This is a genomic window from Stenotrophomonas sp. P5_A8 (assembly GCF_056400545.1).
This window is the reverse complement of record NZ_JBFULB010000001.1, coordinates 40,574-54,925: the sequence shown is the minus strand read 5'-3', so window position 1 is coordinate 54,925 and position 14,352 is coordinate 40,574. Positions and strand designations below refer to the sequence as shown.

The following is a 14,352-nucleotide window of genomic DNA, read 5'->3' as shown; positions in this document are numbered from 1 at the left end:
CCGGCGCGGTGCCGAGCATGGCTCGGCACTACCYGRCKGCGGGGAATGCACATACSTGTCCCGGCACGGTCGTTTCCCCATCGACCACGTTTCATGCTGCGGCCGCATCGACGCATGGCCCTGTGATGCGGAGGCGCCGTACACAGGGCCATGCCCATCCTTGCCAGGCCATTGTCGGCGAGGGCACCGCACCGGCGGTCCAGCATGATGCAACCCTGCTGCGCAGCCCGATAAATAAAAACGGCGCCCTCGCAGGCGCCGTTTGTCCTTCTCGCTGCTGCGCTCGCCGCATCATCGGTGCATGGCGCGGGTCGCTGTCGAACGCTGGCTCAGACCTCCATGGCCTCCGCTTCACGCGCCAACGTCCTCGGTGGCTGCACGCGCTGCCCATGCCGGAACACCGCCACCGCTTCGGTCAACTCGGCCGCCTGCTCCTCGAGCAGGCGCGCGGCCGCGCTGGCTTCTTCCACCAAGGCGGCGTTCTGTTGGGTGGCGTCGTCCATCTGCGCAACGGTCTGGTTGACCTGGTCGATGCCGCTGGCCTGTTCCTGGGAGGCCGAGGAGATCTCGGCCATGATGCCGCTGACCCCGGCCACGCTGCCGACGATCTCGGCCATGGTCCTGCCGGCATCCTGCACCAGACGGGCGCCGTCGGCGACCTGCAGCACGGAGTCCTCGATCAGGCCCTTGATCTCCTTGGCGGCGTCGGCGGAGCGATGGGCCAGCGTACGTACTTCGCTGGCCACCACGGCGAAACCACGGCCCTGGTCGCCGGCACGCGCGGCTTCGACCGCCGCGTTCAGCGCGAGGATGTTGGTCTGGAAGGCGATGCCGTCGATTACCCCGGTGATGTCACCGATGCGCCTGGAGGCCACCTGGATGGCCTCCATGGTCGTGACCACGCGGCCCACCACTTGGCTGCCGCGGCCGGCGACATCCTGCGCGCCCTGGGCAAGCGCGCTGGCCTGGCGCGCGTGCTCGGCGTTCTGGCGCACGGTGGAGGTGAGCTCTTCCATCGACGCGGCCGTCTCCTCCAGATGTGCCGCCTGGCGCTCGGTGCGCTCGGACAGATCGTTGTTGCCGGTGGCGATTTCGCTGGCCGCCAGCGAAATCGAGCCGGTGCACTGCTTGATGCGCTCGACCATGGCGGTCAGCTGCGAAGCGGTGGCGTTGGCATCGCGCTGCATGGCGGCGAAGGCGCCGTCGAAGTCGCCCTGCATGCGTTGGTCCAGGTCGCCGCGGGCGAGTGCGGACAGCACCCGGCGGATCTCGCCCACGGTGCCGCCGACGCTTTCCAGCAACTGATTGATGCCGCCGGTCAGCCCATCGAGGAAGCTGGTGCCGGCATTACCGACGGGTAGCCGGCGATCAAGGTCGCCCTTGGCGGCGGCGGCGACGATGTCGGCCACGGCGTTCTCCAGCTGCAGTTCCTGGGTGCGGTCATGCCACTCCACCGCAAAGCCCAGGCGCCTGCCCTGTGCGTCGAATACGGGCGTCACCACCTGCGCGAAATGCACCGGGCCGATGCGGATACGGCCGTGGTGAACCTGCTGCAGCGTGTTGAGGATGGCGCGGATGCGATCCGGATTGACATGGAAGCGGTGGATGCTGCTGCCGACCAAGCCGTCGACATCGAAATCCGGGAACGCTTCGCGCAGGCTGTCCTGCTGGTTGCGCAGCAGGCGGATGACCGCGTGGTTGACGTAGCGGATCACGTGGTCGTTGTCGGCGATCATCATCGCGGTTCGCGAAACATCCAAGGCCTGGCGGATCTGCGCATCGTGCTGGTGCCCGGCGTCGTCGCGTTCACGGTCGCTGGCCAGCGCGAGCGCGGTGGCGTGGGACTGCTGTGTGTCGCGTAGGACGAGGTGCGCCTGCCGACGTACGCGCGCGGCCAGCACGAACAGCAACGTGGCGACCAGGGCCAGCGTGAGCAGCAGCCACCAGTGCCGCTGCCAGAGCGCGGTGCCGAGCGCGGCGGCAACAAGTGCCGCGACCGACAGCAGGTAGAGGGTGTTGGTTCTGCCCGTCAGTGCGGACGGGTGGAGCGGATGAGTGCGGTCGGGCGGGCGGGACGGGGCGAGCGGATGGGCAGACATGGCAACTCCAGGATCAGAAGCAGGCGGGATGGCCCGACGCGCGCGGAGGCGGACAGGCGAAAGGCGCGCCGGACACCGTGGTTGCGGTGGGCGCTGCGAAAGAGGTGAGCGGCGGGGCGGACGGCAGGCGATGACAGGCACGGCAATCGCGGCGACGGTGCGGGGCACCGCCGGCATGGCCCGGTCCTTGTGGGCGATGGCACAGCCAACACGGCATTGCGACGACGTTCCCTGAAGCCTTGGGGTGGTGCGCGGCTTCGCGACGGCGGAGCAAGCGACGGCGCAGGCCAAAGACATCGTCCTGCTTTATCGGTATCGGTCCAATTGCGTGGAAGTTGAGTGCGTCAGGTTGTCGCAGGCCCCGGTGGGGCTGCGGTGCGCTGGCTGCAGCGGCGCTTGCCGCTGCACAGCCGCGTGATCACCGGTCCGTGCGTCAATGAGATCGCAGTTGAGGTCGGCGCTCGTTCGGGAACCGACCCAACCCGGGCAGCATCACCGCATGCGTGCGGACGCCGTGCTGCATCCGATTGCCCGACGCGTGCGGACGCGTTGTTGCATGCGATTGGCYAACGCATGCGGAAACGGGGGCTGCATGCGATTGCCCTGTCCGTGCGGACACACGTATTGATTGCGATTGCCCGACCCGCGGATACAGGTGCCGCATGCGATTACCGGGTGTGCGCGTCAGCCGGCCAGGAACCGGCGGACCACGTCACCGACTACCTGCGGGTGTTCCATATGCAGGTGATGGGTGCCGGGGAACACCGCCAGGCATCCGTTGCGCAACAGCTTGATGCGCTCGCTGCGGAGGGGTTCGGGATAGTACGACTGCGCCGGCGTGGCGTAGATCACCTGGGTAGGGCATTCGATCGCGGCGAGCAGGTCGTCGATCTGCGCTTCGCTCAGACGCATCGCAGTGGGCAGCATCAGGCGTGGATCGCTGCACCAGCTGTAGCCACCGTCGACCGGTTTGACGCCGCGTTCGACCAGCAGGCGTGCGCACGGCTCGCTGAGCTGGTTGGTCATCATGCGTGCGCGGATCGGGGCGGACAGGTCGGGGAATACGCGCAGGTTTTTCCCGGGCAACGCACGTGCGGCGCGTACGTGGTCGCGCAGGCGCTGGGCGGTTTCATCCTCCGGGCCGCGCAGGCCGCCGAGGGCTTCGATCGCCACCAGCCGCTCCACGCGCTCGGGTGCGGCCGCTGCGGTCAGGCTGGCGATGCCGGCGCCCATCGAATGGCCGATCAGGGTGAAGCGATCCCAACCCAGTGCATCGGCGACATCGAGTACGTGGCAGATCGCGCCGGGCGTGTTGTATTGGGTGCCGGCCGGCAGGTGCGCGCTGTGGCCATGCCCGGGCAGGTCGAGGCAGACCAAGTCCAGGTCGGGCAGCTGCGCGGCCAGTGGGACGAAACTGGCCGCGTTGTCGAGCCAGCCGTGCAGCGCCAGTACGCGCTGGCCACCCGGCTGTGCCGCGCGCAGACCGGCGGCGATGAAGCCGCCGACGGCCAGGGAAAACGGCTGCAGGCTCATCCCAGGGCCGCGATGCTCAGCCGCGACAACGCCAGCGCGTGTTCGGGGGCATCGTTGAGGCAGGGGATATAGCGCATCCGCGCGCCGCGCTCGGCCACGGTCTCGGTGAAGCCCAGGGCGACTTCTTCCAGGGTTTCCAGGCAGTCGGTGGCAAAGCCCGGGCAGACCACGTCGATGGTGCGGACGCCGCCTTCGGCCATCGCCCACAGGGTCGGTTCGGCGTAGGGCTGCAGCCATTTCTCGCGACCGAAGCGCGACTGGTAGGTGAGCCGCCAGGCGTCATCGGGCAGATCCAGCGCCTGCGCGATCGCCTTGGCACTGGCCTCGCAGCGCTGCGGATACGGATCGCCGGCATCGGCCAGGCGCTGCGGGATGCCATGGAAGGAAAACACCAGCTGCTCGCCGCGACCGTGCTCGGCCCACCACTGGCGGATGCGGGTGGCCACCGCCTCGACCCAGTCCGGATCGACCGCGTAATCGCGCACCAGGGTGACGGTGACGCCGGGATGCCGTGGCTGCCAGTCGCGCACCTGGTCCTCGATGGAGGCGGTGGTGGTGGTCGAATACTGCGGATACAGCGGCAGCACCACGATCCGGCGCATGCCTTCGGCCGCCAGCCGGTCCAGCTCGGCGGTCAGTGCCGGGGCGCCGTAGCGCATGGCGTGGCGCACCCGCACGTTGGGCATCAACGCCTGCATGGCCTCGGCCAGTCGCCGTGTGTAGACCATCAGCGGCGAGCCGTCCGGCAGCCACACCTGGGCATACTTTGCGGCCGAGCGGCCACTGCGCAGCGGCAGGATAAGCCCGTACAGCAAGGGTTTCCACAGCAGTGGCGGAATCGCGACCACGCGTGGATCGGTGAGGAATTCAGCCAGATAACGACGCACCGCCGGGGCAGTGGGCGTCTCGGGGGTGCCTAGATTGACCGCCAGCACGGCGGTGTCGGGTGCGTCGAGCATAGGGGGCATTCTCGCAGGTCTTCGCGATTGCGGGATGGAATCGATGAATCGCGATGAGTGATGCGGCATATCAATAGACGGCATCACTCATTGCGGATTCATCGCAAGCCTTCTAAGTTCAGGATCTTGCTTTATCTTCGTCTGCATCGACTTCTGGAGCCCACCATGCGCCGCCTCAGCCTTGTACTGCTGATCTCCGCCAGCCTGCTGTTGTCCACCCAGGCGATGGCCGGGCCACAGGAAGACCAGCGCGCCCGCAATGCGGTGCGTGTATTGAACGAGATCCAGGAAATGCCCGAGCAGGGCATTCCGGACAAGTTGCTGGATGAAGGCCGCGCGATCGTGGTCATTCCCGACACGATCAAGGCGGGTCTGGTGATTGGCGGGCGGCGTGGCCACGGCCTGATGTCGGTCAAGAATGCCGACGGCAGCTGGTCCAACCCGGTCTTCGTCAAGCTGACCGGTGGCAGCATCGGCTTCCAGGCCGGCGTGCAGTCCTCGGACGTGGTGCTGGTGTTCCGCAATGACCGCAGCCTGGACAACCTGGTCAACGGCAAGTTCACCCTGGGCGCCGATGCAGGCGTGGCCGCCGGTCCGGTCGGGCGCAATGCCGCCGCCGCCACCGATGGCCAGCTGAAGGCCGAAATCTGGTCGTGGTCGCGTGCCCGTGGCCTGTTTGCCGGTGTCGCCCTGGACGGTGCCGTGCTGCAGATCGACGATGCCGCCAACCTGGACGCCTACGGCAGCAACACCACGCCGCGCATGGTGTTCGAGGGCCGCATGGGCGAGCCACCGTCGATCGACGTGGTGGCCTTCCGCGATCGCCTGGAAGAAGCCACCTATTCCGCTCGTGAGAAGCGCGGCACCGCCGGCAGCGCGCCGGCCCCGGCCGCACGCCCGACCGCGCCGGTTGCCGCGCCATCGGCGGCGCCGGTAACTGAACAGGCACCGGCGGCAGGCGCGACCACCGCGCCACTGCAGCCCACCCCGGCCCAGCCGGCGCCCCAGCAGGGTTTCCAGTCGGTCGGTGAAGGTGAAGTCCGAACTGAATCGCTGGACGGCAACTGACTTTCGTCACGCGCGCCGGCCTGTGGCCGGTGCGCTATGCTCAACTGTCTGATCACTACGTAACGAGCAGCTCATGGGCAGTTTCAGCATCTGGCATTGGTTGGTCGTGCTGGTCATCGTTCTGCTGGTGTTCGGCACCAAGAAACTGACCAGCGGCGCCAAGGACCTTGGCAGCGCCGTCAAGGAATTCAAGAAGGGCATGCACGACGAGGACAAGCCGAACGCGCAGCTCAGTGACAACTCGCGTCCGCAGGACTCGACGACGACGTCGCAGACCGAGCACGACCGCGACCCGCGCTGATCGGGACGTTCGAGCGTGTTCGATATCGGTTTYAGTGAACTGCTGGTCATCGCGGTGGTGGCTCTGGTCGTGCTCGGTCCCGAGCGCCTGCCCAAGGCCGCCCGCTTTGCCGGGCTGTGGGTGCGCCGCGCGCGCAACCAGTGGGACTCGGTGAAGCAGGAGCTTGAGCGCGAGCTGCATGCCGACGAGATCAAGCGCCAGTTCCGCGACGTGCAGTCCTCGGTGCAGGACACCGAAGCGCAGCTGCGTGCCAGCGGTGAAGCCGTCCGCCGCGAAGCGGAGATGATGCGCCAGGACGTGGCACGCCATGGCGATGCGGTAGCGGCCGCGGCCGCGGCCGGCGATGAGCCGGTCATGACCGGTCCGGCACCGGGTTCGCCGGCCAGCGTCGCCCAGCACGTGGTGGCGCCGGATGCGGTTTCGGTCGAGGCGCCGCGCGATGCGATGGCCCCGCCGGGTATCGATGGCACCTCGCCGCGCGCGATGGCCCCGGCCCCGTCACCGGTAGCCCCAGACCCTGCCCCGCTGCCGCACGTCGAGGGCGCACCAGGCACGGCCCCACTGCCGGGCAACGAGGCGCCGCGATGAGCGAACACGAGTATCCGGAAAGCTCGCTGGTGGAGCATCTGATCGAGCTGCGCGCGCGTCTGGTGCGCGCGATCATCGGCCTGCTCGCGGTGCTGCTGCTGTTGCTGCCGTTCTCGCGCACGATCTACACCTGGCTGGCCGAGCMGCTGATTTCGCAGCTGCCCAACGGGCAGACGATGATTGCGACCAATCCGGCTGGCGCGTTTTTCGCACCGCTCAAGCTGACCTTCTTCGTGGCCGTGTTCGTGGCGGTGCCCTGGCTGCTGTACCAGTTGTGGGCGTTCGTGGCGCCGGGGCTGTACGCGCGCGAAAAGCGCCTGGCCGTGCCGCTGCTGGCCTCGTCGGTGTTGCTGTTTTACCTGGGCTGCGCGTTCGCCTACTTCCTGGTGCTGCCGGCGGTATTCCACTTCCTGACCACCTTCCGCCCGGAAGTGATTGCGATCACTCCCGACGCGAATGCCTACCTGGACTTCGTGCTGGCGATCTTCTTCGCCTTCGGCACCAGTTTCGAGTTGCCGGTGGCGATGGTGATCCTGGTGCTGCTGGGCTGGGTGTCGCCGCAGCAGTTCAAGGAAAGCCGCGGCTATGCGGTGGTGGGCATTTTCATCGTGGCCGCGGTGCTGACCCCGCCGGACGTGGTGTCGCAGCTGCTGCTGGCCATTCCCATGTGCGTGCTTTACGAGCTGGGGATACATGCGGCCAAGTGGCTGGTGCCCTCGTCGGTGGTGAAGCCGGCCGGGTGATGGGTAATGGGGCGTCGGGTTACGGCAGCTGATCGTCGCTGTGGCCGATTGAAGGCAGTCGATCAAAGGCAGCCGACCAACGGTCGGCTCTACGGCGAGGGCGCAAATAAAAACCCCGGCAYCTGCCGGGGTTTTTGTTTGTCGATCAGGCCGCGAACACGTTGCTTGGGCCGGGAACCGGCGGCGGYGGGGTACGGCCACGGTGGGCGAACATCTGCTTCCAGGCCGCATACACCGCGCCGACATACAGCGGCATGATCACCGTGCTCATCGACAACTGCACCACGAATGCCGCCGCGCCCATGCCGCCGAACAACAGCGCCAGCTGCATCAGGATGAACACCAGGAAATAGATGCACAGCGCCGCGATCAGGCCGAGCACCATGAACACCGCCATCGCGCCGAAGTTTTCCAGGCAACCCTGCAGGCTCATGCGCAGCGCATGCATGCCGCTTTGGCGGTCGAACACCACCAGCGCCGGCTGGGTGAACATGGCCATGCTCAGCGCCACGAAGGTGGCGAAGGTGATCAGGATCCACAGCAGGATGCGCTTGACCGGTGCGTCGGCCATCAGCGCCAGGATCTGCTCGTTGCTGGGCTGGGTGCCGGACTGCTGCAGCTGCTGCATCTTGTGCAGCATGTCGCTGGAGGCGGTCAGGCCGTCGCTACCGATCAGGGCGAACAGCAGGGTGCCCAGTGCGATCACCGCGATGAGCTGGATGGCCAGCGGCACCAGCAGGTGGGTGACGCGACGGTCGCGGATGGGTTGCAGCAGGTGGGTGGGCAGCGCCCGGTGGCCCTGGTCGATCTCGCTGACCGCCCACAGCATGCCGCCGAACACCAGCGGGCCCACCGCCAGCGACAACAGCTGCACCAGCAGCCCGAGCCAACCGGGCAACAGCTGCGCCAGCACCAGGATCAGCGAGCTGACGATCATGCCGATCACGCCCAGCACCGCCAGTTGCAGCGGCGCGCGGCCATACAGGGAGAAAGCGTCCAGCAGCCATTGGGCGCCCGCCGAGGCGGGCAGCTTGCGAATCTCGCTCATACCATTCCGGAACAGGGGAGGGGCACGCGCGCCCCGAATCCGATCGATTATCCCTGTTTTCCGTGCGCGTCACCTGAAGGCCGGACGCGTTGCCCGGGACACTGCATCGCGCGGCCCGGCAGGATGCTCAGGCGTTGCGTGCCTGGCGTACGAAACGGCGCAGCAGCTGGCGTGCCAGCGGCGCGGCACTGACCCCACGGGCGACGCTGCGCGCGCACCCGCCATGGCTGCGGATGCACTCGGCGCGGGCGCGGACGTAGCCGCGCATGTGGTGGGTGGCGAACTCGGGATGGAACTGCACGCCCCAGGCCTGGCGGCCGAAGCGGAAGGCATGGCAGTTGTCCTGTGCCGAACGCGCCAGGATCGCCGCACCGTCGGGGGCGCGCAGCACCGTCTGCAGGTGGGTGGCGTGGGCCGGGAAGCGCTCGGGCAGCCCGGCGAACAACGGGTCTGTGCTGGCCGACGGATCCAGCGCCAGTTCGATGGTGCCCGACTCACGCCCGGCCGGGTTGTAGGCCACCTCGCCACCGAGGGCATGCGCCAGCAACTGGTGGCCGTAGCAGATGCCGAACACCGGCCGGTCGTCGTGGACGGCGCCGCGTAGCCACTGCGCGCTGCGTTCGCTCCAGTCGGCGCGGTCGGTAACGTAGGCGGCCGAGCCGGTGACGATCACCCCGGCGAAGTTGCGGTGGTCGGGCAGGGCCCCGCCGTGTTCGACATCGACCACAACCGTTTCGTCGGCATCCAGGCCGGCGGCGACGCGGATCCAATGCGGAAACCGCCCGTAGCGACGCAGCGAGGCGACGGGTTGGCYGGTTTCAAGAATCAGGAACGGGGCGGAATTCATCCGGGGGCGGCAGCACTGACAGGACTTCCTCGATTGTAGTCAGCCCTGCGGCCACCTTTTCAAGTCCCGCGCGGCGCAGGGTTCGCACCCCTTCAGCACGTGCGGCGCGGTTGAAGGCGGCCAGATCCATGTCCGCGCGGATCAGGGCGCGCAGCCGCGAACCCAATGGCAGCAGCTCATACAGCCCGACCCGGCCGAGGAAACCGGTGCGCCGGCAGTCGATGCAGCCGGCCGGCGCATATGGCGTGGGCGCCTGAGGTAATGCCTCTTCGCCATCAGCCAGCACCGCCCATTGGGCCGCACTGAGCGGGCGCGGCACCTTGCAGTTCGGGCACAGGGTGCGGACCAGGCGCTGGGCCAGGATGCCGTTGAGGGTGGAGGCCAGCAGGTAGTGCGGCACGCCCAGGTCGAGCAGGCGGGTGATCGCCGAGGGCGCGTCGTTGGTGTGCAGGGTGGACAGCACCAGGTGCCCGGTGAGCGAGGCCTGCACCGCCATCTGCGCGGTTTCCAGGTCGCGGATTTCGCCGATCATGATGATGTCCGGGTCCTGCCGCAGCAGGGTGCGCACGCCGCTGGCGAAGTCCAGGTCGATGTTGGTCTGCACCTGCATCTGGTTGAATTCCGGGGCGATCATCTCGATCGGGTCTTCCACCGTGCAGACATTGACGTCCGGGGTGGCCAGCCGTTTCAGCGTGGAATACAGGGTGGTGGTCTTGCCCGAGCCGGTCGGGCCGGTCACCAGCACGATGCCGTGCGGACGTTCGACCAGGGCGGTCCAGCCGGCCGCTTCCTGCGGGCTGAAACCGAGCTGGTCGATGCTCTTGAAGGCCGCATCCGGGTCGAAGATGCGCATCACGCACTTCTCGCCGAACGCGGTGGGCATGGTCGACAGGCGCATTTCCACCTCACGCCCGCCCGGCGACCGGGTCTTGATGCGGCCGTCCTGCGGGCGCCGGCGCTCGGCCAAGTCCATGCGCCCGAGCACCTTGATGCGGCTGACCACGGCGGTCATCACCGCCGGCGGCACTTCGAACACCTTGTGCAGCACCCCATCAATGCGGAAGCGCATGCGGCCCATGTCGCGGCGCGGCTCCAGGTGGATGTCCGAGGCGCGCTGCTCGTAGGCGTACTGCAGCAGCCAGTCGACGATGTGCACGATGTGCTGGTCGTCGGCGTTGACGTCGCCGGCGCGGCCCAGTTCGACCAGCTGCTCGAAGCTGGGCAGGGTGGCGTTGGCCTCGCCGCGCACGTCGCCGCGCGCACCCCGCACCGAGCGGGTGACCCCGAAGAACTCCATGGTGTAGCGGTGCAGGTCCAGCGGGTTGACCATCGCCAGTTCGATCCGGCGCCGGGTCAGGTGCTGCAGGTCGCGCAGCCATTCCTGTACCAGTGGCTCGCTGGTGGCCACCAGCAGCCGTTCACCATCCACCGCCAGTGGCAGGAAGCGGTGGCGGCGCGCATAGGCGTGGGAGACTACGGCGGTGACCGAGGCCACGTCGACCCGGGTCGGGTCGATGCGCAGGTAGCGGGTGCCGGTGCGCGCGGCCAGCCATTCGGTCAGCCGTTCCAGACCGAGTTCGCCGCCACCGGTGGCGGCCAGCTTCAGGTTGGCCAGCAGCACCAGCGGATGCACTTCGCTGGCGTTGCGCGCGCCTTGGGCGGAGAAGCGGATGCGCTCCAGGTCGGAGGCGGCGACCTGGCCATCGGCGACCAGCGCGGCGACCACCTGTTCGAAGCCGAGCCGGCCCGGCGGCAACGGCACCGCCATCCCGGCACCGGGATCGGCGGGGGCGGCGAAAACTACGGGAGGGCGCTGTTCCATCCGCCAATTTCCTCAAAGCGCGCCAGGCGCGCGGTAATGGGGTGGGCCGTCCAGAAGGCGGCAACGCGGTCGCTCGCTATACTAGCGCACCCCTTCTGCAGGCAAGAATCCGCCGCATGTCCGTCACCAAGAGCGTTCCGATCACTTTCCAGGGCCTGATCCAGACCCTCAACCAGTATTGGGCGCAGCAGGGCTGCGTGCTGATCCAGCCGCTGGACCTGGAGGTGGGTGCCGGTACCTTCCACCCGGCCACGTTCCTGCGCTCGATCGGTCCGGAAAGCTGGAATGCCGCGTACGTGCAGCCTTCGCGCCGCCCCACCGACGGCCGCTACGGCGAAAACCCCAACCGCCTGCAGCGCTACTACCAGTACCAGGTGGCGATGAAGCCGAGCCCGGACAATATCCAGCAGCTGTACCTGGATTCGCTCAAGGCGCTGGGCATCGATCCGCTGGTGCACGACCTGCGCTTTGTCGAGGACAACTGGGAATCGCCGACCCTTGGTGCCTGGGGCCTGGGCTGGGAAGTGTGGTTGAACGGGATGGAAGTCACCCAGTTCACCTATTTCCAGCAGGCCGGTGGCCTGGAGTGCAAGCCGGTGCTCGGCGAGATCACCTACGGTCTGGAGCGCCTGTGCATGTACCTGCAGAACTGCGACAACGTCTATGACCTGGTCTGGACCTATGGTCCGGACGGCACCCCGGTCACCTATGGCGATGTGTACCTGCAGAACGAGATCGAGCAGAGCACCTACAACTTCGAATACGCCGACGTGGACGAAATGTTCCATCGCTTCGATGCCTGCGAAAAGGAAGCGCAGAAGCTGGTCGATGTCGGCCTGCCGCTGCCGGCCTACGAGCAGGTCTGCAAGGCCAGTCACGCCTTCAACCTGCTGGATGCGCGCCGTGCGATCAGTGTGACCGAGCGCCAGCGCTACATCCTGCGCGTGCGCGCGCTGGCCCAGGCGGTGGCCAAGCTGTACGAGGCCAAGCGCCTCGAAGCCGTCGCCGCCAAGGAGGTGCAGGCATGAGCACGATGCTGCCGCTGCTGATCGAACTGGGCACCGAAGAATTGCCGGTGAAGGCGCTGCCGGGCCTTGCCCAGGCCTTCTTCGATGGCGTCGTGGATGGCCTGAGCAAGCGCGGCGTGACCATCGATCGTGGCCATGCCAAGCCGTTGTCGACCCCGCGCCGTCTGGCCGTGCTGCTGCCCGGCGTGGCCGTGGAACAGCCCGAACAGCACAGCGAAGTGCTCGGTCCGTACCTGAACATCGCACTGGATGCCGACGGCCAGCCGACCAAGGCGCTGCAGGGTTTCGCGGCCAAGGCCGGGATCGACTGGACCGCGCTGGAGCGCACCAGCGATGCCAAGGGCGAACGCTTCGTGCACCGCTCCACCACGCCGGGCGCGCGCACCGCGTCACTGCTGCCTGAGATCCTGCGCGAGGCGATCGCGGCGATGCCGATCCCCAAGCCGATGCGCTGGGGCAGCCACGCCTATGGCTTCGCCCGCCCGGTGCATTGGCTGGTGCTGCTGCACGGCACCGAGATCATCGAGGCCGAGCTGCTGGGCCTGAAAGCCGACCGCATGAGCCGCGGCCATCGCTTCATGCACGACAAGACCGTGTGGCTGTCTTCGCCGGAGGACTACGTCAGCTCGCTGCAGGCCGCCTTCGTGCTGGTGGATGCCGACGTGCGCCGCGCGCGCATCGTCGAGCAGGTCAATGCCGAGGCCGCCCGGGCCGGTGGCCAGGCGCGGATCACCGATGACAACCTGGAGCAGGTGGTCAACCTGGTGGAATGGCCGGCGCCGGTGCTGTGCAGTTTCGAGCGCGAGTTCCTGGCCGTGCCGCAGGAAGCGCTGATCGAGACGATGGAGATCAACCAGAAGTTCTTCCCGGTGCTGGATGCCGGCGGCAAGCTGACCGAGAAGTTCATCGGCATTGCCAACATCGAATCCAGGGACGTGGCCGAGGTGGCCAAGGGCTACGAGCGGGTGATCCGTCCGCGTTTCTCCGATGCCAAGTTCTTCTTCGACGAAGACCTCAAGCAGGGTCTGGACGCGATGGGCGACGGCCTCAAGACCGTCACCTACCAGGCCAAGCTGGGCTCGGTGGCCGACAAGGTCGCCCGCGTGGTCGCGCTGGCCGAGGTGATCGCGCCGCAGGTGGACGCCGATCCGGTGCTGGCCAGGCGCGCCGCGGTGCTGGCCAAGAACGACCTGCAGTCGCGCATGGTCAACGAGTTCCCGGAGCTGCAGGGCATCGCCGGCCGTCATTACGCGCTGACCGGTGGCCAATCGCCGGAGGTGGCGCTGGCCATCGACGAGGCTTACCAGCCGCGCTTCGGCGGCGATGACATCGCGCTCTCGCCGCTGGGCAAGGTACTGGCCATCGCCGAGCGCCTGGATACGCTGGTCGGTGGCTTTGCCGCCGGCCTCAAGCCGACCGGCAACAAGGACCCGTTCGCGCTGCGCCGCAATGCGTTGGGGCTGGCGCGCACGATCATCGAGAGCGGGTTCGACCTGGACCTGCGCGCGCTGATCGGCACGGCCATCGCCGGCCTGCCGGCGGGCGTGCAGCCCAGCGCTGAGCGCAAGACCGAGGCGTTGCCGCAGGAACTGTACGAGTTCATCCTCGACCGCCTGCGTGGCTATTACGCCGACAAGGGCGTGCCCGCCACGCACTTCAACGCGGTGGCCGAGCTGAAGCCGGCCTCGTTGTATGACTTCGACCGCCGTGTCGATGCGATCGGCATCTTCGCCGCGCTGCCCGAAGCGGAGGCGCTGGCTGCGGCCAACAAGCGCATCCGCAACATCCTGCGCAAGGCCGAGGGCGACATCCCGGGCATGGTCGATCCGGCGCTGTTGGCCGAGCCGGCGGAAAGCGAGCTGGCCGAAGCGGTGGAAGCGGCCATCGACGACAGCAATGCCAGCCTGCACCAGAAGGATTACGTCAGCGTGCTGGCGCGTCTGGCGCGGCTGCGTCCGCAGGTGGATGCGTTCTTCGACGGGGTGATGGTCAACGCCGAGGATCCGGCGCTGCGCGGCAACCGCCTGGCCCTGCTCAAGCGCCTGGGCGACCGCCTGGGCAGCGTGGCGGCGATCGAGCACCTGTCCAACTGAGGTGGCGGGGGCCGCGTGGCCCCCGCTGACAACACCGAAGGCGCGAACGGTCACCGCCGTCGCGCCTTCTGCATTTCCAGCCTCGCGTGGCGCGCGCTGTGATGTGCCGCGGCCGGTTGCGGACGGTTCTGTCCGACAACCTGCTGCCATCGATGAGGCGGTTAACGTCAGAAGCCACCTGCTGCCCGATTTTAACGGGTCCTTCACTACCGTTCTGAAACAG

12 protein-coding genes are annotated in these 14,352 nt (G+C 67.7%); 6 read left to right on the top strand and 6 right to left on the bottom strand.

Annotated features, from left to right (window positions below; genetic code table 11):
• Nucleotides 1-329: 329 nt before the first annotated feature.
• From AC1DQP_RS00150 to hemH, 3 genes are all read right to left on the bottom strand, one after another.
• Nucleotides 330-2,099, bottom strand: a complete 1,770-nt coding sequence (locus AC1DQP_RS00150; RefSeq protein WP_457320574.1) for a methyl-accepting chemotaxis protein — start codon at nt 2,097-2,099, stop codon at nt 330-332.
• A gap of 684 nt (nt 2,100-2,783) precedes the next feature.
• Nucleotides 2,784-3,632 (bottom strand): alpha/beta fold hydrolase, encoded by an 849-nt coding sequence (locus AC1DQP_RS00145; RefSeq protein ID WP_478050912.1) that lies wholly within the window; start codon nt 3,630-3,632, stop codon nt 2,784-2,786.
• Nucleotides 3,629-4,591, bottom strand: coding sequence for a ferrochelatase (hemH, locus tag AC1DQP_RS00140; protein ID WP_478050911.1), 963 nt, complete (start codon nt 4,589-4,591; stop codon nt 3,629-3,631). Before hemH ends, AC1DQP_RS00145 begins: the two co-directional genes overlap by 4 nt.
• A 165-nt stretch (nt 4,592-4,756) precedes the next feature.
• Here hemH and AC1DQP_RS00135 point away from each other — a divergent pair, with 165 nt between their 5' ends.
• From AC1DQP_RS00135 to tatC, 4 genes are all read left to right on the top strand, one after another.
• Nucleotides 4,757-5,659, top strand: coding sequence for a lipid-binding SYLF domain-containing protein (locus AC1DQP_RS00135; protein ID WP_457321438.1), 903 nt, complete (start codon nt 4,757-4,759; stop codon nt 5,657-5,659).
• A gap of 73 nt (nt 5,660-5,732) precedes the next feature.
• A complete protein-coding gene (tatA, locus tag AC1DQP_RS00130) occupies nt 5,733-5,960 on the top strand; it encodes a Sec-independent protein translocase subunit TatA (protein WP_256776343.1) in 228 nt (75 codons plus the stop codon).
• Nucleotides 5,961-5,975: 15 nt separating this feature from the next.
• On the top strand, nt 5,976-6,548 hold the full coding sequence (tatB, locus tag AC1DQP_RS00125) for a Sec-independent protein translocase protein TatB (protein WP_457321441.1): 573 nt from the start codon (nt 5,976-5,978) through the stop codon (nt 6,546-6,548).
• Complete coding sequence (gene tatC, locus AC1DQP_RS00120; RefSeq protein ID WP_478050910.1) at nt 6,545-7,291, top strand: twin-arginine translocase subunit TatC; 747 nt, start codon at nt 6,545-6,547, stop codon at nt 7,289-7,291. Before tatB ends, tatC begins: the two co-directional genes overlap by 4 nt.
• A 145-nt stretch (nt 7,292-7,436) precedes the next feature.
• On the opposite strand, the gene AC1DQP_RS00115 is transcribed toward tatC, so the two are convergent.
• The 3 genes from AC1DQP_RS00115 to AC1DQP_RS00105 form a co-directional block, all read right to left on the bottom strand.
• Entirely contained in the window at nt 7,437-8,339 is a 903-nt protein-coding gene (locus tag AC1DQP_RS00115) for a BPSS1780 family membrane protein (RefSeq protein ID WP_256776340.1), read from the bottom strand.
• A gap of 127 nt (nt 8,340-8,466) precedes the next feature.
• A complete protein-coding gene (locus AC1DQP_RS00110; RefSeq protein WP_478050909.1) occupies nt 8,467-9,186 on the bottom strand; it encodes a glutamine amidotransferase in 720 nt (239 codons plus the stop codon).
• Nucleotides 9,158-11,008: a GspE/PulE family protein gene (locus tag AC1DQP_RS00105; protein ID WP_256776338.1), complete on the bottom strand. Its 1,851-nt coding sequence runs from the start codon at nt 11,006-11,008 to the stop codon at nt 9,158-9,160. The genes AC1DQP_RS00110 and AC1DQP_RS00105 overlap by 29 nt, the downstream gene beginning before the upstream one ends.
• A gap of 116 nt (nt 11,009-11,124) precedes the next feature.
• Between AC1DQP_RS00105 and glyQ the strand changes: the two genes are divergently transcribed.
• Together glyQ and glyS are read left to right on the top strand one after the other, a co-directional pair.
• Nucleotides 11,125-12,036: a glycine--tRNA ligase subunit alpha gene (gene glyQ, locus AC1DQP_RS00100; protein ID WP_256776337.1), complete on the top strand. Its 912-nt coding sequence runs from the start codon at nt 11,125-11,127 to the stop codon at nt 12,034-12,036.
• Nucleotides 12,033-14,129 carry a glycine--tRNA ligase subunit beta gene (gene glyS / locus AC1DQP_RS00095; RefSeq protein ID WP_478050908.1) on the top strand — a complete coding sequence of 699 codons (2,097 nt, stop codon included), beginning with the start codon at nt 12,033-12,035 and terminating at the stop codon, nt 14,127-14,129. The genes glyQ and glyS overlap by 4 nt, the downstream gene beginning before the upstream one ends.
• Nucleotides 14,130-14,352: the final 223 nt, after the last annotated feature.

What these genes read in the sequence shown, in the direction of transcription:
- AC1DQP_RS00150 (WP_457320574.1), bottom strand. Translation starts at nt 2,099, where the DNA reads ATGTCTGCCCATCCGCTCGCCCCGTCCCGCCCGCCCGACCGCACTCAT.
- AC1DQP_RS00145 (WP_478050912.1), bottom strand. Translation starts at nt 3,632, where the DNA reads ATGAGCCTGCAGCCGTTTTCCCTGGCCGTCGGCGGCTTCATCGCCGCC.
- hemH (WP_478050911.1), bottom strand. Translation starts at nt 4,591, where the DNA reads ATGCTCGACGCACCCGACACCGCCGTGCTGGCGGTCAATCTAGGCACC.
- AC1DQP_RS00135 (WP_457321438.1), top strand. Translation starts at nt 4,757, where the DNA reads ATGCGCCGCCTCAGCCTTGTACTGCTGATCTCCGCCAGCCTGCTGTTG.
- tatA (WP_256776343.1), top strand. Translation starts at nt 5,733, where the DNA reads ATGGGCAGTTTCAGCATCTGGCATTGGTTGGTCGTGCTGGTCATCGTT.
- AC1DQP_RS00105 (WP_256776338.1), bottom strand. Translation starts at nt 11,008, where the DNA reads ATGGAACAGCGCCCTCCCGTAGTTTTCGCCGCCCCCGCCGATCCCGGT.
- glyQ (WP_256776337.1), top strand. Translation starts at nt 11,125, where the DNA reads ATGTCCGTCACCAAGAGCGTTCCGATCACTTTCCAGGGCCTGATCCAG.
- glyS (WP_478050908.1), top strand. Translation starts at nt 12,033, where the DNA reads ATGAGCACGATGCTGCCGCTGCTGATCGAACTGGGCACCGAAGAATTG.